The following is a 20684-nucleotide window of genomic DNA, read 5'->3' on the forward strand; positions in this document are numbered from 1 at the left end:
TCACTCCTCATCCATGGTGTCGACGCCCTCGAGCCAGGCTCGATCAACGGCACGGTCCTTGAGCATGCCCAGGGTCGAACGAAGGTAGTTGGACAGGACCTCGCGCGGCATCATCACGAGCTGCTCGGCGTACCAGAGCGGCAGCGGCTTCATCCGCGGGTTGTCGTTCAGCGTCAGGAAGGCGGTGATGCTGGCCAGCCTGTCGAGGGCCTCGGAGTCCCACTGCCCCGGAGCACCGACGGTCTCGATCTTCCAGATCGGCGTTCGGAGGCCGACCTGGATGTGGAAGCCGATGAGCCCGTGGTTCGCGACCGTCCGAGGCTCGAAGCGCTTCATCTGGCGCCCCAGCGCTTCGTAGTAGTAGGCGGCCGTCCGATGCCCTGCGCGCAGGGCACCACGGAGGAAGCGGAGAACACCGACCCGCCGCAGCTGCACCCACTCGCTTTGCACGAGGTCCAGCGTTTCGCTGCTGATCGCCTCGGGGGAACCCGCCGGTCCCTTCTCACGGAGCGCGTTCAAGACGGCGGCGTTGAGGTCGCGGCGCGACTGAAGCGAGACGAGGAACGGACCGTTCGGGTCGTTCGGGTAGATGGACGGCAGGAACCGCTGCCAGAACGCCTCCATCACCTCGATCAGCTCGCGCCACTCCTCCTCGACGTCGGGCTCGGCGAGGCTGAGACTCTGCTCGGCACGCGGGACAAGGAGCGGGATGTCAACGAAGATGACATCCGGTTTCGTGTCCGAATCCAGGAGGTCCGTCAGGAGCTGGTAGACGAGGATGTACTCCTTCCATGCAAGTCGCTCGGACGCGTCCAGGAAGTTCATGTCGTTGATGTCGACGCGGCTGTCCTGGAAGCCCTCCGTCACCTGGTTGCCAGACACGACGATGTCGTGGCGGAGCGCCGCGGCTCCATAGAGGATGCCGCCCAGGGCGGGCATGCTCCGGCTCTTGGAGGAAACTCCGACGGCGTAGACACGATCGAACCGGCGCGACTCGATGCTGCGGATGATGCCGCCACGCACGAAGAGCGGGGCCTTCGAGTCGATGTACCGCATCTTGTTGGCGATCTTCCCGGCAGTGCCGGGAAGCCGCAGGCTCATCGCCGCGGCGAGCGCGCGAGCCAGCTCGATGCTCTTCATGTGATCGTCTCCTCTGAGGCGAGCAGGGCCCCAAGCTCACGCAGGTACGGGTGCATCCCGCGCTGCTCGAGAAACCGGACGAGAGCCCCGCGATCGCTCACTGCCGACGCGTCGGAGGCCGCGAGCCCCTGACGCGTGAGCTCCTCGAGGGCTCGACCGACGTCGTTCGCGCTCAGGTCCACGCCAAGGAGCGCCCCGGCTCGAGATCGCAGAAGCTCTGCTGTCTGCGGGCCGCCGGCCGCAAGGAGCAGCACAACGGGGACGAGCAACCCTTCGCCGACTGCCTCGGCCTTCGGCGGGCTCGGCGGCTGCCGTGCGATCTCCCTGGCCTCCGCCGTGACCGTCGGAGTCCACGACAAGAGGTGCCAAAGCAGGCTCTGGCGATGCGCCTCGTCGGTCAGCGCCGTGTAGGTAAGCAGCTGGAGCGTGGAGAAGAACACCGGACCCGCGGTGTTGGTCGCCTGGTACCGGAGGAGCACGGGCTTGCTCTGGGCATCCACGGCGAGCATGCCTCCGCCGAGCGCCGTGTCGAAGAAGTGGTCCGACCGGACCTTCACCTCTCCGCCGAGGACCTCCTCGAGCGCACCGTCGGTGATGCGAGCAGCCGAATACGCGGCGCGGCGTCGGACTCCCAGCTGGACCGGCGTCTCGAAGTAGCGGCCGAGGTCTAGACCTGTGAACGGCGGCACGACGATGACGGCGACCCGCGCCCGCGCGAGTGCGGACGACAGTTTGCGCATCTCGACGAGGCGCTCGGCATCCAGCAGCCCACCAATGACGACGAGCGGAGGTCCCGACGGGTCAGCCAGGAGCCGATCCATGGGAACGCTCTCGACCTCTGCCGTCTGCGAGAGGACGCCGACCTCGAACAGGTCAGCCTGTGCTTCGACGATGCGCGCTTTCATCGGAGCTCCAGCCTCGAGCGGATGAGCTTCATCTCCTTGAGCTCGCGAATCGCGTCGGCGTGGTCCGGGTGCTGGTCTTCGTCGTAGGAGCCGGCCTCCAGGTCGCCGGAGATGTCGACCCAAAGACCGAAGTGGACGTCCGTGCCAGCGCCCTCGAAGAAGCCTGCGCCCTCCTGGGAGACCTGGCCGTTAAACGCCTCGTAGCGCGCCTTCGTGGTCCCGAAGGTCGCAGCTGGTGTTGGCTCCGCCTTGGCCGGCTTCCCGTTCGACTTCAGGACCCGGTTGAGCGCGCGCAGTTCCTTCTGCCGGATCACCTGCCGGAGTCCCGCCTTGAGCTCGTCGAGCTTCTCGGTGACCTGCTGCGGGAGCCCCTGGACCGCTTGCGCGGTCGCGACAACCTCGGTCTCCAGGCTCTTCAAGAGCTCGGTCTCCGCCACTTCGTCGATCTGCGATTGCACCTGCTGCTTCAGGCCTCCCTCCACGAGGCCGCGGAACTTCTGGACCTCGAGCTTGAGCGGGTTGAGCGAGGCCTGCACCGATTGCGGAGCGTCGGCCGCGAAGTCGCCCAGCGACTGCCACGCGGAGGCGGCGGCCTTGTAGTCCTTGACCGCCTTCGCCCACTGCTCATGGAGCCTCTTGAACCGCGCGAAGAAGCTACCGGGCCGCTCCTGGCTGATCAGGTCCTTCAGCGCGTCCATGCGCTTCCACGCATGCTCGTACTGCGAGTTGACCAGGTACTGGTCGATCATCAGTGTGTACGGCGCGACCGGGATCGTCGCCATCCGCGTCTGCGTGCCTGCCGCGGCGGGCCCTTTCACCGCGTTCTCGAGCTCGGACTTGATGGCCTTGAGTGGCAGCGTGACCGGGGCGACGGGGAACGGGTGGCCCTCGGCCTCATCGAGCGTGGCCGCCTCGCCCAGCAGATGGTCGATCTCCTCGATCATCTCGTCCCGAGTCTTCAGGAACGTCTTCTTCAGCCACGCCAGGAAGGCGACGCGCTCCCACAGCGAGAGCGTCGAATACCGGGTCTCGTAAGACAGGATTCGCGCCGGTGAGCAGTCGAAGTCGAGCGTCGTCTCGCCGATCTCAAGCGGGCACACCCCGAGGATGCGCTCCTCGATGTCGAGGACCTGAGCGACGACCGTCTTGAGCGATCCCTCGGTCAGGCTGTCGATATCGGCGGTCAGGTGGTCCGAGCTCACCTGCTGGACCTGCTTTTCCGCCGTCACCAGCTGCTGCTTGGCCGTGGGGTAGTTGTTGTTCAGCAGAATGCTGGCCTGGGTGGGGAACAGGTCAGTGAGCTTCTTGATCGAGTCCTTGCACTCCCCCTCGAGCCAGGTCGACGCCGACTGGCGGCGGCTCTCGAGCATCGTCCGGTTGACAGCCTTGTAGAGGTCGTTCTTCCTGCGGACGAGCCCGATGCCGATGAGCACCTCGAGGATCTGCTCGAGCTGCTGCGGCGCCTTCATCTCGCTGTCGGGCACCGCGAAGAAGAAGCGGTTGGCGAGCTTGCTCACGGCCGACTGCGTCTTGAGCTCCTCAAGGAGCGCGAAGAAGCACCGGGGCACCTTCGGAAGCAGGCTGCCGTCGGTCGTCAGCACGCCGAGGAGGTCGCCGTACTTCCATGCGGCAGGTGCATCGATGTTCTTCTTCGCCGCCTGCCGGCAGTTTTCGAACTCCACGTTGTTCAGAGGTCCGCCGGCCGTGTCTACGGCTGCATCGAGCGAGCAGTCCTTCGCCAACATGTAGCGGTAGCCCTTCGCGAAATCGGCCGTGTTGCTGCCGGTCTTGCGGCTCCAGATGGGCGCGAGGAGGTACCCGGTCTTGCGGAGGCCGTTCGCCCACTCCCGGCTCTTCGCTTGCCACTCGTCGCGGTAGGAACCCTCGAGCCCCTTCGCGACTTTGCTCAGGCGTGCCTCGTGGGCGTTGTAGGCGGAGCCCCGGCCCGAGTACTTGAGAAGGAACTCCTCCTCCTGCGACACGAGGCGCCGCGTCAGGACGCAGCGGCGGAGGGCCGGCGACGCATCGAGCTGCTGCTCGAACGAGGCCACGTCCGCGCTTGCCGGGAACAGGACGAGGATCGGGTGGACCCGCTCGAGGCCGATGTAGGCGCGTACCTTGTCGAGGGTCTCCTGCGCGTCCAGGCAGTACACGATCGTGCACCGACCATCCGGCGTGACCCGAAGTCCGTCGATCGACGGCGAGCCGAACGCGGAGTTGAGCGCCTTGTGCGGAACGTCTTTGAGCCCCGAGACCTGCTTGGTGTCGTCGTCCTTGAGGTGGTCGTCGAGGAGCTTCGCGAGGCCGAGGCAGATAGCCGTCCCGCGCTTCGCCTTCGTCTGGCTGACGCCGCGAACGTACTGGTCGAGGGGAGCCTCGTGCTTGCCGTCCTTGAAGAAGCGAACGCTCTCGGCTGCCGAGACCAGGAGCTTGTTGAACTCGCGCCACAGCCGGAACGACATCCCGATGAACCGGGTACCGTCGACCCGGTACCCGGGCTTCGAGAAGATGCGGTGGAGCGACTCGGCCGCGAACTCGATGCCCTCGCGCGGGTAGAGCGCCGCGAGCTGCTCGCCCCACTGCTCGAGGTCGGTGTAGACGACGAAGTCACCAGCCGCGCCCGGGGCTCCCCCGACCGCAACGGAGAAGGCGCGCAAGGCCTCGAGCAGTCCGACGACGGACACCTCGCAGTTCGGGGTGAAGTACGTGTCGGTCTTCCCTTCCTTCGCCTTGAAGCCGAACTCGGGGCGGGTCAGCTCGTTCGCGAGCGCGCGCTCGTCGATGTGAACCTGGAAGAGCTCCGCGAAGGCGTGCCCTCGGCCCGCGACCTCGTGGGCGAGCAGCGCATCGGCCATCTCCTCGGTCAACGCCGCCTTCGCCGCTCCGCCGATTGGAGCCGGCAGCTGGCCATACACGAGCCGCTCCACCTCCTGCTTGGGGACCCCGGTCACCTTGCCGAGCAGGGGCAGGACGGCGTCGTCGTTGAATATGTGCGTGGCCCGGGCATCGGTCTTGGCGAAGTCCTTCAGGAGCTCCCACGCACTCGAGCCGTCGCCGCGCTCCCTGTGCCGGGCGTGCGTCTCGTGGATGGACGCCATGATCACGTTCAGCCAGCCGAAGTTCCGGTTGGCCGAAAGAAACGCGCCCTCAAGCGTGCCCACCGGATACTCGACGGCGTGCGGGTCGACCAGGCTGCCCTTGATGTGATCGACGTAGCTCTGCACGTCGGTCAGTTGGTTCGGCTCGATCGTGACCGAGCTCGCTCGCCGCAGGTTCGGACCGATGTGGATTTGGTCGCGCATGCCCACGCTGCACAGCAGCAGGAAGTTCACGTCCGGATGCTGGTTTCGCCAGTTCTCGTGCTTGATGACCTCCGAGACCATCAGGAGGTACTCGTCGTCGACCTTGGTCTGCGTGTCCTCACGCAGGCCCCGCTTCAGGTCACCGGGCGTCTCGACCTCGTCGACGACGATCCAGAGGTGGTTCAGGCCAGCATCACGCAAGACCTTCTTTGCATCGTGGAGCCGGTCCTCGAACGATCGGGTGTCGTCGTCGACGAGCGAGAGCGCCTTCAGGTTCACGCCCTTGGCCTGCATCGCCGCCTTGAGGTCCTCGTAGAGATCCCGCGGACCGCCAGCCGCGGGGTCGGCGTGCAACGTGTGCCGCAGGGCTTCGACCGCCAGGCGAGCCACCCACGTCGCAGCGTCGAGCGCGTCGTCGCACACGGTGCTGTAGCGGATGTAGAGCGGCAGGACCCCATCCTGCAGCGCCGGCTCGAGCACACGCGGCTTCTTGTCGGCCTGATGGAAGGGCGGGATGACGTACTCGTTCTTGTTGAGCAGCCACCGGTCGACGCGACCCGTCGCTTCCGCAATGAGCTCGTATCCAAGCCGCGTCTTGCCCAGACCCCAGTCGCCGAACGCGATGAAGAAGCCAGCGATGTCGTTCGCCGCACCGTCCCAGAAGGACCGGCGGAACTGGTGGAGTGCGTTGAACACCTGGTTCTGGCCCACCATGGAGAAGGAAGGCGGATAGAGTGCGACCCCCTTGGCGGCCCACGGCTTGGTAGTAGTCATCGGTCTTCTCCCTGCATCTCCTTGGAGGAACCCGCGGGGGTCTGCTCCGCAGTGTCGACGTTCATGGTCTTGTGGATGGGCGTGAACTCGATGCGGACGCGACGTGCGCCGGGTTCGCCGAACAGGCCTCGTCCCATGCGGGGCTGTCCTGGGTGGCGGTCGAGCAATCGCAGCTGGTCGTGGTACATCACCGTCCGGATGTAGCTGTCGAGGACGGCGGCTCGATCCTCGTCCGGCACCTGAAGGAGCTCGCCGAAGCGCTCGCCGAGCTGACTCACGATGAGAAAGCCCTCGGCGTCCGTGCAATCGCGAAGCGCCCGCGCGAACGCCTCGTCGTCGGTCAGCCGCACAGGCGCTGCTCCCTCGAATCCGAGCTCGACGAGGTTCTCCACCGCCAGCGCACCAGCGAGTCCACCGGCGTCCAGGCCCCAGGTCGAGGGACCACCATCGAAGGCTCGGATGTGGAAGAACACGGCCAGGGCCTTCTTGAGCGCGGTCGGGAGGTCGTTCGTCGAGGGTGTTCCACCCTGGACGCCCTCCCACACGACCGCCGCGGTTTCGCCCAGAGCCGAAAGGTCAGCGCGCCAACGCGGCCCGAGGGCGAGCTCTGCGTTGTCGCGCAGCAGCGTGTTGAAGCCGTCGCAGTTGCGCTGTGCGATCTCGAGGACATCGCCCTCGGGCGACGTGAGCGACAACGCGCCCGTGGGGATACCGCCCGGCGCCTCGACTCCCAGCTGCCAGCCCGCAAGGCAAAGCCCGATCACCAAGCGCGTGCGAGGGTCACGTCGAAGCAGCTGCTTCGCGAGGGCACGAGCCCAGTCGACGTCAGCGTCCGCCTCGCGAAACGCCTTCCCCAGCGCGACGCCTTCCGCGGTGGCCCGGAGGCCCTTGTCGACCCGCTCGAAGAGGCTAATCCCGTTGATGCGGTAGCGGGCGCCGCTGCGCTCCATCCCGTACGTGTTGATGACGCCGTCGGTCCCCTTGCCGCGCGGCGCCCCGCCCTTGAACTCCATCGTGGGAGCGATGTCGAAGACCACGCGCTCGAGGTCGGCCCGTGAATAGACGCGGCCCGGCTCGGCACGGGACGCCGCCTCCGGGTACTCCTGGATGCGAGCCGCCTCGCTCCATAGGAACAGCTTGGGGAGCGCGATGCGCACCGAAGGCGTGTTCATGCCTGTCCTCGGTGGAGAGCCGCCAGGAACTGCGACAGGCGAACGCGGTAGGGCTTTTCGCCCCGGTTCTGCAGGTGTCCCGGATGAGCCTTGATCTTGGATTGGTAGTCGTCGGTCAGATGCAGCACGTCGCCGTCGCGCTCGAACACACCGAGCAGCTCGAGGTTCTTCAGCATCACGTGGACGGCGCTCGCCCAGAGCGAATCCTGGGTGCTGGCCCCCACCGGCCTGTAGCCGACCTGCTCGAGCATCGAGCGGACGTGGCGCCACAGAGGGCCTCGCCCGGTGCCATCGAGCTCGAGCTGCGCCAGACCCCCACCGACGTGGATCAGCGCCGCCACGTCGCCCGACAGGCCGGCGAAGAGGCGGTGAACCTCGAACTGCAGGAGCACCGCCGCGACCGGGTGCTGGAAGAGTCGCTCTGCGGCAGCCTCGGGTTCGAGCGTGGCGGCACGCTCCCACTCGCCGTGGCGACAGAGCGGTAGGCCGGCGACGATGTAGCTCCGCTCCATCACGTCGGTGCGCTCCATCTTGCCGATCAGCACCTGGCCGTCGTCGGCCACGAGCAGTTCTACGGTGCTGAGAAGCAACGGGCGCTTCCAGCTTCGACGGAGCTGTGTGCTGAGCGGACCCTCCGACGATTTCGACGCCGCGTCGGCGCTCCAGGACTGCTGCTCCGAGAGGAACTCGGGCTCTCGAATCAGGTTCCCGATCACCTTCGACGGAAGCTGGGCGAACAGGTCGAGTCGCTCCGAGGCCGCCACGTCGCGCGGCTCGCGGATGGGCACGCTCAGGTAGGCGTGCGTCTTCTCATCGCCGCCATGGGGCTGCGTCAGGTGCCAGCGTCCGAACCGAGCCCAGACGGGCTCCTCGAGCTCCGGGATCGGCTCCGGGGCGTGTCGCCGCAGGTGCTCGCCCATGAAACGTGCCGCGAGCCGGGTGGTGAACGCGGACGGGCCCGCGTCTCCATCGACGAGGTGAAGGAAGAGCGGGGTGACCACGTGCGCCTCGGGGCGACGTGCCAGCATCGAGTCGAGCCAGTCGCTCAGGTGCGCCTCCTCCAGCCCGAGGTCTTCGAGATCCCCCGGCGTCAGCTCGCCAAGGGTGGCGAGATGCGCGAGCAGCCGGCGATTGCGATCGAGGGGCGAGACTTGCTTCGCCTTCGTCGACGTCTTGGCCTTCGAGCCCTTCGGCGCGTCAGGCTTGTCGTGGATCGGCGCGGGATCGTCGCCGGGTCGGTAGAGGCGAAGCCGCGCCCAGTCGTCGTCGACGCGGAAGAGGAGGTCGTGCTCTGGCGTCGCGTTGTAGTGGACGCGACTGCGGAAGTTGGTCGTGTACTTCTCGATGTGGCACTGGACGGTGATCGGCTTGAAGAGCGGGTAGTTCGCTGCGAACCAGCTCGTGATCTCGTCTCGGGAGTGCTCCTCCCCATCGGCGAACGTCTCGGCGACGAAGCGCTCGAGTAGCTCGTTGCAGCTCTCGTCGTAGATTTTGCCGCCCCTGGCCCGCTTCATCGCCCACGTGAGGACCTCGCGCGCCGGCTCGCGAGTCTCGTCGGTGGGCAGGAGCGGTTGCAACAGCTCCCACGCGTCAGCGTCGACGGGGAAGTTGGTGCCGTTCGGCTGCCGGAGGATCATCAGGTTACCCAGCCCCTCTGTGGCCGCGATGGTGGTCTTGAGGAGCGGGTTGCCGAGGAACCGCTTCTCGATCGCGAGCACGACGCGGGGCTTGGTCGTGGCTCCGCTGCTCGGGTCCACCCAGAATGTCGCATCGTCGCCATCGGACTTCCGATCCGCGACGCCCTCCACGACACGAGCCTGGGCGTAGATGCCCGCGTGGTTGCCGGACATCCAGAGCAGGACGATGTCGCCGACCTGGATGCGGTCCTTGTATCGGTTGGTCAGGAACTGCATCCGGTCGAGATGCTGGAGCGCCTCGAGGATCCGGTACAACTTGGGGTTGGCCTGGAAGATCCAGACCCGTGGTTCCTTCACGTCGACCACGGCAACGACCTCGGCCGGGAGGGAATCATCGAGGGCGGCGCCATCGACGAGCTCGAACATCCCCTTGTCACCACGAAGGAAACGGGCGTCCTGCGTCATGTCTCGGTGCAGCGAGAACCACGGCGTCTTGCGATCGTCGCTCACGGCGAACTCGTCCGGATGGAGCTCCGCCAGCGCCGCCCACACCTCGTCGCGGTAGTGGAAGGCCCGCCGCGGCTGGCTGCGCATCCAGTCGAATGCCAGGTCGACCTTGCGAGGCCTCATGCGGCACCTCCCTCCGACGCCCGCAGCGCAAGCTCTTCGACCATTCGCTTCTGCAGCTCCTTGCCCGGCCGGAACACTGTGCGCAGGCGCGCCGCCATCAGCGACGACTGGTAGTCGTCGTCGAGCACCAGGAGCTCGTCCTGGTGGCGCAGGATTCGAAGCTCGAGGAGGTTGCGGAGTAGGTTGCCCATGAGCTCGTTGGGGACTCGGCCGTCGACGAGGCCGAAGGGCGCGTACCCCTGAGCGCGAACGAGGTCGCCGAGCAGCTCGGCAACGCGGCCTACGGCGCGGGAGCCCACGAGCACCGAGACATCGTGCAGGCCGCCCGACGTGGGCACGTAGAGCTCCACGGTGGGCATCGTCGACGCCGGCGATCGCCAGGCGCAGATGCCCAGGTGGATCACCGCGGCGTAGAACGGGTGCTCCACCACGGCGTCGCGCAGATGTTCGACGAGCACTTCGTTGAGCGGCGCGTCCTCGTCGAACATGCGCTGGCCACGGGCATCGACGATCGGGGCGCCGCTCAGCACGCCGAAGCGCTGCATGTTCCATGGCCGGGGCACAGACGCGCTGCCAAGGCCGAAGCCGTCCTCTCGATTGAGCGGCAGCGGGCGCAGCACCGCAGCGGTCTCGACGGCGACGGGCAGCGCCACGCAGGCGGGTCCGAAGCGCCGCAGCGCGAACTCGAATAGCCCCTTCGGACGCGCGGAGTGCCCGAGTGCGTAGCTGTCCCAGGCAGCGAACGGCCGCGAGCGCTCGGGGAGGTCGGCCATGCGAGCCTCGAGCTCGGCCGGCGCGAGATCGACCAGGCGCTTGCCGCCCTCCAGCTGCGCGAGGAAGGCGTTGAGCTCGGCCAGCAGCGGCGCGAGCTCGCCCTTCGTCCACTCCTCGAGCTCCACGGTCATGCCCGCGCGGCCGGCATCGATCAGCCCCTCGACAAGGATGCTGAGCAGGTAGGCGCGGTACTCGGGCACCGCGAAGCACAGACGACGGCCGGCCTGCTGCGCGTCGCACTCGACCAGGTGCACGAAGGGCGGCGTCAGGTGCCAGGCCACCGGAAGACCGTGCTCGTCGTGAACCGCCTCGAGGGCGCCTGCGTTCTCGAACACCGAGACCCACGGCCCAGCGCCGAGGTCCTCGGCCTCGTAGACCGACACCTCGCCCCACTGGGCAAGATGCTCGAAGAGCGCGACCGCGTCGCTCGGGCGGGCGGGGAGACTCATGCCGCAGCCTCCATGACGAGTCCACAGGCCGCTCGCGCGCTCTCGGCCGCGGCCCACCGGCGGAAGTTCGTCGCCGCCTGACGGGAACGCAGGACGACCCACTGCTCCGGCTTCTTCGGGTCCTTCCCGATGCTCCAGTCCCAGCCCGACCATCCGTTGGCGGCGTACTGCTCACCGCAGGGAGCCAGCCTCCAGTCGGGTAGCCGGAGCGCCTCGAGATCGCCGATCATCTCGGACGGCGTCTGGTAGCGGACGGCGGGGTCGGGCGAGACAGCCTTGTTGACGATGCGCGCCAGGCTCTTGGGCACGTACGGCTGCATCTGCCCGAAGGAGATCACGCCCTTGCCGGACGCGGCCCGAGCCAGCGCACGGTCGACCACCTTCTGCCTGTCGAAATCGTCGACACCGCAGCCCGACGCCTCCGCCAGCTCGCGAAGCTCCTTCCTCGCCTCGCGGTCCAGGTAGGCGTCGTCGTTGTACGGCAGAGCGCCGTGCACCATCTCGAAGAGCACCAGGCCCACCTGGTAGAGGTCCGAACGCAGGTCGTAGCGGCTCGGTGTCGCCCATCCCTCGGCCGGCACGTAGAGCGCGCTGTGGCGCGAGGCGGTCACGCTCGCGCTCGCATGAGCGAGTCGGGCGACCGAGCCGAAGTCCGTAATCTTCGGCCAGATGCGCCCGTGTCGCTGCGAGATCAGCACGTTCGCGGGCTTGATGTCCCGGTGAACGAGGAGTGCCTGGTGAAGCTGCGCGAGCCCGTGGAGGATGCCGATCGCCGCGCAAACGGCCTCCATCATCGGGAGCGGCCCGCCGCTCAGCCGCGAGAGGATGCTGCCGCCGTCGACATACTCCATGGCAACGAGGACGAAGTTGTCGCCGAGGCGCTGCGCGTCGTGGACGCGCACGAGGTTGCTCCCGTTACCCTCGGTCCTGGTCGCCCTCACGAGCAGGCGCGGCTCCGCGAAGAGGTCGCCGCTCGGATCGGGGTAGAGGACCTTCAGGAACACCGGCAGGTCGAGGGGTACGTGATGCGCACGGAAGGCGTACGCGTTCGCGCCCTCGGTGTTCTCCGCCTCGAGCCTGTACTTCCCGGTCGCAGCGATGAGCTGCTGGACGTCCTGAAGGGTCGTGCTCATTCGTCGAGTCCCCACCACGCGACGAGCACCGCGTCTCGCCAGGTCTTCGGCTTGAAGTCCGCGCCGCCGTTCAACACGGTCTCGGGAGAGCCGAACGCGATGGAGGCGAAGCCCTTCTCCTGCGCGCGGAGGGACTGCGGCGCGACGAGGTCGACGGTCAGCTCGAGCTCCGCGCCCACCAGCTGGACGATTCCCTCTGCTTTGACGCGCGAGGCCGACGGCCCTCGGAACTGCGAGGAGCCGGCCTGCAGCACGCAGATGCGCTCGACTCCCTGCTCAGCCAGGAAGGTCGAGAGCAGCCGCCGAAGGCTCAGCAGCGCGTGCCCCTCGCACGCATCGGCGGGTAGCTTCTGCGACGTGGACGGAAGCGGCAGAATCCGGGGTTGGGCCCGGGTGCCATCGAGGAGCGCCCACTTGAAGTCGGTCGAGCTGGGAGCGATGCCGAGGACCTTCATGTACCATCCTTCGCCAGCTCCGGGATGTCGTCTGCGGCCGGCGCCTTGACTGACCCCGATAGGATCGCCTGCACGTCGAGGGTGCCTTCGACCAACGCTTCGACGTCGGCCTTGGCGTCCTCGACCAACAGGGATGCCCGCCGCATCAACTCCAACGCGGCGCGCGCCAGCCGGCCGATCCTCTTCTGCACGGGCTCCTCGGCCAGTGGCACCAGCACGTGGTCGATGAGATCGGGGGCGACGCGCGGATGCGTAGACCCCGATGTGATGTCAATGACCTGGTTCAGAACCAGGGGAGACCTCAGGACAAAGAAGAGGTAGTAGGGATCGACACCGGGCTTGGTACGGTAGGTCACGAGCTCGGTCGATCCTGCCGCCTCCTCCAAGTGCTCCGGGCAAATGGCAACCTTGTTGAGGTAAGGACGCAGCTTCGAGAACAGGATGTCGCGCGCGCCAAAGCATACCGACGAGCTGGAAGGCTGCTCGTCAATCGCGGTCGACACGTAACCCGTGGAGGAATCGACCTGCGCGAGTCCGATGTAGGACAGACCGCGGGCCTGCACTTCATCGGCGCTCACGCGCTTCGTGAAGCGGTCGGCGAGCATGGAAAGCCGTTTTGCACGAAGTCCACTCTGCTCGATGACCAGGATCGCCTTCGCTCGCCGCGGCGTGAAGAACTGCGCGCCGATGGCTCCTACGAGTCGTGCGGGGGACACCAGCGCAGCGACCGGGCGGATCGAAGTGACCTCGTAGCCCGACCCCGAGACGTTACTCGCGGACTTCACCTCGAACGTCTCGGACGTCAGGGGCGCTCCGAGCGCGGCTTCCAGGAGTTCCGTGGCTGCCAGCCAGCTCCGCGAGGAGACGGCCCGGCAGCGCTCCGCGAGCTCGACCTTCGCCCCGATGTAGTCTTGGACGCCTCGCCCGGGAACGGCTACCTTCGCAGCGCGCGTCTCCTCGATCCCGAGGTACTTAATCAGAGTCCCGATACCTTGACGCTTGAGCTGAAAATTTCCGAAGCGAGATAGGAAGAAGGCAGCTAGGTAGCTTCCCCGCACCTTGTCGGCGCGCACCCTCACGCCAATGATGTGTTGCGTAATGTTGCACTCTTGAATGTGTGCAGGAATCTTAGCCAGTGCGCCCAAGCGGCCTGCTTTCGCGAGGGCGAGGTCCCCCGGCTCAAGCTTCGAACGGTGGATGTCCTCGTGTACTTCGAGCGGGATCCGCGCGAGGTCCGTCTCGTCTAGAAAGAGGTCCCCGATGTTCTGCACCCGGAGGAGCGGTACGCCGTTGGGGGTGTCGTACAGGGATGCGGGTAGCTTCGAGCCGAACGGGCCCGTGAAGAGCCGCCCCAGCTTGCCGAGCACAACAAGCTCGTGGCCGGAACGGTCCAGCTGGTCCTCGAGCTCGGTGTACTCCTGCCGGTAGAACTCGGCGGCCAGTCGAGACGGACGAAGCTGTGCGGGGCCGACCCACACAGCAGAGGGGGCTGTCGTCATCGCCCCCCTCCCACAGTCGTCACGTACGTCGACGAGATCGAGACGAGGTCGTTCCCGCTTGGATCCGGGACCTCCGTCTTGCCCTTCTTCAGGTACCCGACGTGTTCGGCTACAGCCATGAAGACCGGCCCCTGCTTCTCGGCCGGGTGCCGCTTCTTCTGCAGGTAAAGAAAGCTGGTCTTGGCGCCCGTGCCAGCGATGGAGAAGGTCTCGGTGGGCAAGCTCACGACCGCGCGCACGATTGCCTTGCCGCCGAGGAACTCGCCCGTCTCCTCATCCTGAGTCCCCATGAAGTACTCGCGGATGTAGGCGTCCCCCGAGTTGCAGAGGATGCCGTCAGGCACGACGATCAAGAGCCGCCCGCCCGGCTTCAGAAGCTGAAGGTTGCGGTCGATGAACAGCGAGGCCGGGTCGGCCTTGGCGAGCTCCTTCCGCTTTGCCCGGTTCCCGGGGGGCCATGACCAGCCGAGCTCGAGGCCGCGCTCCTCGTCGCGCATGCGCGCCAGCCCGCGGGGATCGTCGTACTTGCCGGAGCCGAACGGCGGGTTGGTCAGGATGACGTCGAACTTCCCGATGAGCCGGTCGAGGTGCGGGTCCGCGAGCGAGTCGTCGACCTTCAGCAGCTGGCTGTGGTCCTCGCCGTACAGCAGCATGTTGATGCGAGCCTTCTGAATCGAGCCCGCGGCCTGGTCGGCGCCGAAGAAGCTGTGCCGTTTCATTTGGCCGAGCCACTGCAGCTTGTCGTCGTCAGAGTGGCCGACGTGCCGGTCGTCGAGCACACGCCGCTTCACCTCGCGCAGCGCGCCTATGGGGAAGCGCCCAGTACCGCAACAGATGTCGCCGCAGAGGAAGGCGGGAAGCGCGGCTTCCTCGTCGGTCTGGGGCTTCCAGCGCTCGCGCTGCCCGTCGTCACCCCGTCGGGCCCAGAGGTCCGCGTCGGGGATGTCGTGGAAGACCATGCGGGCCATGCACTCCACGACCTGGCTCGGCGTCAGGTAGGTCGCGAGCCCCTCGTCGCTCGCGTACTTGCCGCGAAGGAACACGTCGAAGGCCCAGCCCAGCAGGTCCTCGTGGATGAGGTGCGCCCGCATCTCGCGGGCCTTCTCGCTGTTGCCGAGGAGCTCGCGGTCCGGCACGGAGAGCCGGATGGGCTTGCCCTCCCGGTCGCGCAGCTCGAGGACGTCGATGGCGCGCGCGAGGACTTCAGGATTCTCGAGACGCAGCGGCTCGTCGTACGAGAAGATCGTGTGCACCTCGCCGGTGATGTCGGTCGCCTTGTACTGCGGGAGGTTGTTGATCTCGCGGAAGGCGTCCTTGAGCTGGATGACCGCGTCCTTGTTGTGCTTCCGCACGTAGTCGGCCGAGTAGATGTCGGCGAACCGCTTGCCCTTCGCGGCGCCGCTCGTGAGCACGTAGCCGGGCGCCTTCTCGAGGTGGACCTTGAGGAAGAGCAGCTTGCCGAGCTCGTCGATGGCGGCGTTGGTGGGCTTGACGCCGCCGCGCGAGTAGATGGCCTCATGCAGCTCATCGAACTTGCGCTGGATCGCCCGGAAGTCGCCACGGTGGTACTCGGCCGAGACCTCCTGCACGAGCCGGGTGCGGGTGTCGGAGATCGGCCGGGCGACGGTCTTCCACTCGTCCTGGGCCGGCAGCGCCGAGACCTGCGCGTCCTTCTCGACGTCGAAGATGAAGTCGTTCTCGCCGTCCCACACCCAGACGAAGCGAAACGGCTTACCGGCGGCGGCGCCGAGGCCGGCCTTGAACTTCGCGTCGTCCTGCACGGGAGGCCGCGAGGCATCGCCGGGCTCGCCGCTGGCGAAGAGGATGACGGGCTCGTCCTCGTCGAGCGCGACGAGCTCGGCGGTCGCCGACATGGATCCGTCGCCGAGCGGATCGAAGAGCGCGAAGTCGTCCTTGATCTGCTGGTAGCCGAGCTGCGAGAGCTTCTCCCGCGCGCCATCGCGCAGTGCGTCTGTAGTGCTCTTCTTCTTCGCCATCGGGGTCCTCTCGCTACCGTCGCCGGTTGAAAATGTTGGTGCCCGCCACGACGAACTGCGCGGTGAGGAGCTCACGCGCCTGGTGCTCGGGCAGACCGGTCTCGCTTGCCACCGCGCGCACGACGCTCGCCAACGGAGCGCCCCGGCGTCCATCGAAGAACGCCTCGGCCGCCTTCCGAACGCGGCGGTCGTCGGTGATGGCGGTCCCTCGCGCCGCCCACATCTCGCTTCCGGTGCGCTCCAGGGTCGGGTCGAGACGCATCAGCAAGAGGGCCCGCTCGGCACCACCCGCTTCCGTGAGCTCGAGGACGGCCTCCGAAACGCGCTCGGGCGTCGCGGGACCCTGGCCGACCAGGAAGTCTCGGATCTTCGAGGTGATGAGGCCCGTCATGCGTCCTCCTCGAGCGGGAGGCGCAGCTGGGCGTCGGTCGCCTCGTCCCGCGAAGTATTCTTCGAACGCCGGATGCCCTTGACCGGCGTGAGCGACAGGGCCGGCCAGATCGCCGCGACGCCGTCGACGGCCAGGAGGTCCTGCGGCTCCACCCACGCTGAGTGAACCATGAGCTGGCGCTCCTTCGGACTCGCGGCCACATCGATGATGCGGCCGAAGAGCGTGCAGAAGTCGCGGGCGGGTCGCGTAACCGTGCCCTTGCTGTAGCGGAAGCTCCAACGCCGCAGGACGCTAGCGACGACGTCCGGAGTCGGCGAGTCGTCGCCGCTCACGCGCATGACCTCCTCAAAGAGCGCGCAGCCGCGAACCCCTTCGAGGATCACGCGAGGCTCGAAGCGAGAGCTGACGTAGCGGCGCCCGAGGCTGGTCGCCACGGCGTTCACGGCGTCGCCTCCCGGAGGTAGTCGTCGGCAGCTTCGATGAGCGCGGTCCGGGCCAGCAACGCCTCGCGGCGACGCTGCATCGCTCGGGTGAGCCGGGTCTCGAAGTCCTCTCGCCAGACTTGACCCAGCACCGGGACGAGCAACTCGTCGAGGTCGCGCTTGTTGACGAAGCGTTGCACGGACCCGGACGAGAGCAGCCGGAGCTGCGTGCGAACGAGGGGATGAGCGAGCGCGACGGCGAAGACGCGGGGCGTTTCGTGGAAGCGGAGGGCGGTGAAGGTGGCGCTCCCGAGGAGCGGCTGCTCCTCCCGTCCGAGCTCCTCGTCGAGGTAAGCGACCTGGTCGCCCGCGCCCGTCGTGCACAGCAGGACAGCGCCCACCTCGAGCCGCTGCCGCATGCGAGAGGACAGATCGGAGTGGGGCCGAACCTCACCGCCCTCGACGAGGAAGGTGCTCTCGTTCACGTCGTCGGCCTGAACGGCGAAGACCTCCTCGTCATCGGCGAGGCCACGAAGGCTGGTGCTGGCGGGCTTCGCCAGCTGGAGCAGCGACCGCATGGCCGACGCTGCTGCCGAATGGCGGAACACGCGCCCGCGGTTGAACGGGACATCCCACCGGTCTGCCAGCTGTGATCGGAGAACCTCGATGGCGCTGCTGGGGGGCTTGACCCCGGAGACACGGTGGTCGATCTCGGCGTGGATCGCCGTCACCACCGCGTTGAACTCGGCGCGGGCGCTCGCGGTCAGGTCGACGGCCTGCTGGTACCGCAGCCCGAGCGACTCCTGCAGGCTGCGCGGGGGTAGCGGGATCGGGAGGCGCGCGATGTCCGAGAGGCGAAGGCGCGGCAGCGCCGACGAGCCACCGCGGTACGCGAGGTCACGCAGGATCCGGTTCAGCGTGGGCGTGCAGAACACGGCGGCCAGGTACTCGGGCAAGACCGCCGGCCGGGGCCGGATGATGGTTAGCTCCGACGATACGGCGAGCTCTGCAGGCATCCCCGACTGGACCGCGGCCGCGCGAAACGGCTGGGCTGCCCGCGTGAACAGGACGTCGCTCTCCTGGACATTGATCCACTTGGCGGCGGTGCCGTCGACGTGGGTCATGCCGCTCAAGTCCAGCTCGCAGGGCCGCACGTTGTTCAAGCGGAGCATCGGGATCCCCGATGCAGCCGAAGGCAGTCGAGCCCCGTCGTGAATGGACTCGACGATGTCCTCGAGGCTGACGTGTCGACTGCCCTTCGAGCTCATCGTCGACCGCACCAGCTCGCGCCCGAGGTAGAAGGCCGGGTCGAGGCGAACGTGCCGCTTGCCGAGGTCGGTGCGGGAGAGCGCGGCTACGCGCATTCGGCCACCTCCCGTTCGAGGAAGTCGTCGAGCTTCGACCGCGCCGCGCCGATGTCGCCGCGGAGGTCGTGTGCCTCCACGTCGACCATGAGGATCGGGTAGTCGTCGGCGGGCGCCGGCTTGCGGAGCATCACGACGGAGCACTTCACCCCCGTGCCGCGGAAGCAGGTTCCGGCAGGCAGGCTGACGACCGCCAGCAGACGTGCGTGTTCGAGCAGCCACTCGCGGAAGTCCGCATGCCCGGCGCTCGAGAGCAGGCCTTCGGGCAAGACGGTGACGAGGAGAGCGCCATCGGCCATCGCCGCAAGTGCGTGCTCGATGAACAGCAGCTCTGCAGGCACGCGGCTGCGCGCCTTGCCCCCGCGCTTCGACAGCTCGAACCGGCCCAGCTGGGCTCCGCTCAGCTGGAGGCCGAACGGCGGAACGACGATCACGCCGTCGTAGGACCCGTCGAGGTTCGACTGCAGGAAGTCAGCGAACACGCGCTCGACGCTCGGAAGCAGGCGCTCCAGCAGCGGCTCGAGCAGGCGAAGCTCGGCCGGAAGAAAGATCGTGCCCTCCGCGCCGAGGAGCGCGGCGATCTCCGCGCCCGCTCCGCCCGAGACCAGGAGACGACGAGCGCCGAGCTGATGTGCGCGCACCAAGGGTGCCACGCTCTCGGTCAGCCCGGAGAACTGGCCCTTGTCGGGAAGCAGTGAGGACAGCGTGACGACGAGACGGACCAACTCATCGGGCGCGTTCGGGCGGAGTCGAAAGCCGGCCAGGAGCGCAGCCGCCGTGCGGAGCGGTTCAACTGCGACCGACTCGTCACCACCGAGACGCGAGACGGGCACGTCGCCCGTGGGGCGGACGAGGCCCGGTCCGAACACCTCATCGCCATCCAGGCGAGCGACCAGCTGCGCGACGCCCAGCTTCGCCGCATCACCGTGACGGGCGGCCGTGCAAATCAACTGCCCCCAGGCTCCGAGGACTCCTGCCGACGGGAAGTGGCTGCGGTCGGCTACGGGCAGTGCTCGCACGGGGACGAGCCCCTCCTGCTCACGAGCGTAGAACGACGGATAGCTGCCGCCGTCGACGATCACGAATGCATAGCCCTCGCCCGCGAGGAGCTCGAGGTAGCGGTCGGACACATCACCGCGCTTGGGACGAAGCAGCACACCGCGCTCGCCGCCGAGCATGAACTCCCCAGCGAGAGCCAGCCGCCCGATGACCGGCTGTGCGGCGTCGGTGACGTCGATCCCGAGGCTGCTGAGGTAGGTGTTCGCGTCCAAGACCATCTCTCCGTCACGCGCTCACGCGCCCATTGACGCTCAAGAGAGTAGTCAGGGCGGGAGATGCCGTCAAGAGCTATCACGCGCTCACGTTCCCAATGGCTCCAGAGCTGGCCCTGTGTGTTGCCGGTGCCGAGAACGTCATCCTGCAACATGCTGGGAGCTCGAATACCCGCAGCAGGTGCCGATTGACAGACCCTGCCTAGCATCTGAGAGTTGACCAACGTCTACATAGCCCGACACTCGCCCATCGAGACACGCGGGCTACGAGCCAGATGCAGGGCGACCAGCACCATTATTGTCATTCTGGTGCAGCCCGTGCGCTGCGACCTGCTGTCGTCTCCCGCCGCAGTCTTCAGTCCCATGCGACGCTGCCGGACGCTGGGGCAAAGACAGTCCGAAGATGGGGCCGTCGGTGGTCCATCTGAGGAACAACGATTGGACACCCTGCGGCATGTCGCGGGTCGTGCCAGCCCGCCGTGCCGACCGCGATGCGGCCCGTCGAGGCCGGATCGTAAGGGGGTCGTGTAGCGATCGTCGTCGGGCGGTCGTCGGATTTCGTCACCGGGACGGACCACTGACCGGCAACACACGGCGTACACCCGTGTCCGACGAGCCACATCCCTGGTCGCCTAGCCGACAGCAGCCCCGACCGGCAGCACGTTGGCAACCATCATGATCTCGATCGCCAGAGGAGGACACTCTTGACCATGCCACAGCCGCCCCACTCGGGCGACGGCCACCACCCCACGCCTGTCCCGACACAACCCAGCCCTTACGGACAGCCGCTACAGCCGACGGGGTCCGTGACCACACCGGCCAAGCCCAGCCGCAAGCCGATCATCGTCGCTGTCCTCGCCGCCGTGGCGGTACTGGCCGTCGGCGCCATCGGATACGCCGTCTGGGACGGGTTCATCCGCGAAGACCCTGGTGTGGCCGCTTGTAAGGCCATGGCCGACGGCAAGCAGGCCGACGGCAGCGCCAAGACCAGCGATGACGACAAGCTGACCGAGGCCGAGTACCGCGAGGTGCGGAAGGTGTTCGAGGACTCCCGCCATGACAAGATCCGGGAACACGGCACGGCGTTGATGGACATCGTGTGGCAGGTCGACCAGCTTCCGGAGGATCAGGAGTTCGGGGCGCTGGCGTTCCTGGCGCCGATGGGCACACACATCTCGGGATTGCAGACGGCCTGCGCGGATCAGGGCGTGATCGTGAACCTCAGCCAGGACTGATGTGAGCTATCGATAGAGGCATGAAGTTGCCCGGAGGATCACAGCACAGCAACGAGATGAGGCTGGTCCGGCGGTGCCTAGGCGCTGGCACCCGTCGGGTCGCCGCAGTATCCGGGGGCACAGGCTTCGGGCAT

15 protein-coding genes are annotated in these 20684 nt (G+C 67.3%); 1 reads left to right on the plus strand and 14 read right to left on the minus strand.

Going from position 1 to position 20684, the window contains the following annotated elements; translation table 11 throughout:
• Genes Vqi01_RS20140 through Vqi01_RS20205 form a run of 14 tightly spaced genes read right to left on the minus strand, consistent with a single transcriptional unit; the run spans position 1 to position 19315 of the window.
• The gene (locus Vqi01_RS20140) at positions 1–1140 is read right to left on the minus strand and encodes a hypothetical protein (protein ID WP_204036373.1); all 1140 of its coding nucleotides are present in this window, start codon (positions 1138–1140) and stop codon (positions 1–3) included.
• Positions 1137–2045, minus strand: a complete 909-nt coding sequence (locus Vqi01_RS20145) for a hypothetical protein (RefSeq protein ID WP_204036374.1) — start codon at positions 2043–2045, stop codon at positions 1137–1139. Before Vqi01_RS20145 ends, Vqi01_RS20140 begins: the two co-directional genes overlap by 4 nt.
• Positions 2042–6121 carry a hypothetical protein gene (locus Vqi01_RS20150; protein ID WP_204036375.1) on the minus strand — a complete coding sequence of 1360 codons (4080 nt, stop codon included), beginning with the start codon at positions 6119–6121 and terminating at the stop codon, positions 2042–2044. Before Vqi01_RS20150 ends, Vqi01_RS20145 begins: the two co-directional genes overlap by 4 nt.
• A complete protein-coding gene (locus tag Vqi01_RS20155) occupies positions 6118–7293 on the minus strand; it encodes a hypothetical protein (RefSeq protein WP_204036376.1) in 1176 nt (391 codons plus the stop codon). The genes Vqi01_RS20150 and Vqi01_RS20155 overlap by 4 nt, the downstream gene beginning before the upstream one ends.
• Entirely contained in the window at positions 7290–9560 is a 2271-nt protein-coding gene (locus Vqi01_RS20160; RefSeq protein ID WP_204036377.1) for an EVE domain-containing protein, read from the minus strand. Before Vqi01_RS20160 ends, Vqi01_RS20155 begins: the two co-directional genes overlap by 4 nt.
• The gene (locus tag Vqi01_RS20165; RefSeq protein ID WP_204036378.1) at positions 9557–10783 is read right to left on the minus strand and encodes a hypothetical protein; all 1227 of its coding nucleotides are present in this window, start codon (positions 10781–10783) and stop codon (positions 9557–9559) included. Before Vqi01_RS20165 ends, Vqi01_RS20160 begins: the two co-directional genes overlap by 4 nt.
• Entirely contained in the window at positions 10780–11916 is a 1137-nt protein-coding gene (locus Vqi01_RS20170; protein WP_204036379.1) for a serine/threonine-protein kinase, read from the minus strand. The genes Vqi01_RS20165 and Vqi01_RS20170 overlap by 4 nt, the downstream gene beginning before the upstream one ends.
• Complete coding sequence (locus tag Vqi01_RS20175) at positions 11913–12371, minus strand: hypothetical protein (protein ID WP_204036380.1); 459 nt, start codon at positions 12369–12371, stop codon at positions 11913–11915. The genes Vqi01_RS20170 and Vqi01_RS20175 overlap by 4 nt, the downstream gene beginning before the upstream one ends.
• Positions 12368–13870 (minus strand): restriction endonuclease subunit S domain-containing protein, encoded by a 1503-nt coding sequence (locus tag Vqi01_RS20180; RefSeq protein WP_204036381.1) that lies wholly within the window; start codon positions 13868–13870, stop codon positions 12368–12370. The genes Vqi01_RS20175 and Vqi01_RS20180 overlap by 4 nt, the downstream gene beginning before the upstream one ends.
• A complete protein-coding gene (locus Vqi01_RS20185) occupies positions 13867–15867 on the minus strand; it encodes an HsdM family class I SAM-dependent methyltransferase (protein ID WP_204036382.1) in 2001 nt (666 codons plus the stop codon). Before Vqi01_RS20185 ends, Vqi01_RS20180 begins: the two co-directional genes overlap by 4 nt.
• A gap of 13 nt (positions 15868–15880) precedes the next feature.
• Positions 15881–16258, minus strand: coding sequence for a hypothetical protein (locus Vqi01_RS20190; RefSeq protein WP_204036383.1), 378 nt, complete (start codon positions 16256–16258; stop codon positions 15881–15883).
• Positions 16255–16701, minus strand: a complete 447-nt coding sequence (locus tag Vqi01_RS20195) for a hypothetical protein (RefSeq protein WP_204036384.1) — start codon at positions 16699–16701, stop codon at positions 16255–16257. The genes Vqi01_RS20190 and Vqi01_RS20195 overlap by 4 nt, the downstream gene beginning before the upstream one ends.
• Positions 16698–18044: a restriction endonuclease subunit S domain-containing protein gene (locus Vqi01_RS20200; protein ID WP_204036385.1), complete on the minus strand. Its 1347-nt coding sequence runs from the start codon at positions 18042–18044 to the stop codon at positions 16698–16700. The genes Vqi01_RS20195 and Vqi01_RS20200 overlap by 4 nt, the downstream gene beginning before the upstream one ends.
• The gene (locus tag Vqi01_RS20205; RefSeq protein WP_204036386.1) at positions 18035–19315 is read right to left on the minus strand and encodes an N-6 DNA methylase; all 1281 of its coding nucleotides are present in this window, start codon (positions 19313–19315) and stop codon (positions 18035–18037) included. The genes Vqi01_RS20200 and Vqi01_RS20205 overlap by 10 nt, the downstream gene beginning before the upstream one ends.
• An 806-nt stretch (positions 19316–20121) precedes the next feature.
• Here Vqi01_RS20205 and Vqi01_RS20210 point away from each other — a divergent pair.
• A complete protein-coding gene (locus Vqi01_RS20210) occupies positions 20122–20550 on the plus strand; it encodes a hypothetical protein (protein WP_204036387.1) in 429 nt (142 codons plus the stop codon).
• Positions 20551–20684: the final 134 nt, after the last annotated feature.

This window comes from Micromonospora qiuiae, from assembly GCF_016863555.1.
In the GTDB taxonomy this organism is placed as follows: domain Bacteria; phylum Actinomycetota; class Actinomycetes; order Mycobacteriales; family Micromonosporaceae; genus Micromonospora; species Micromonospora qiuiae.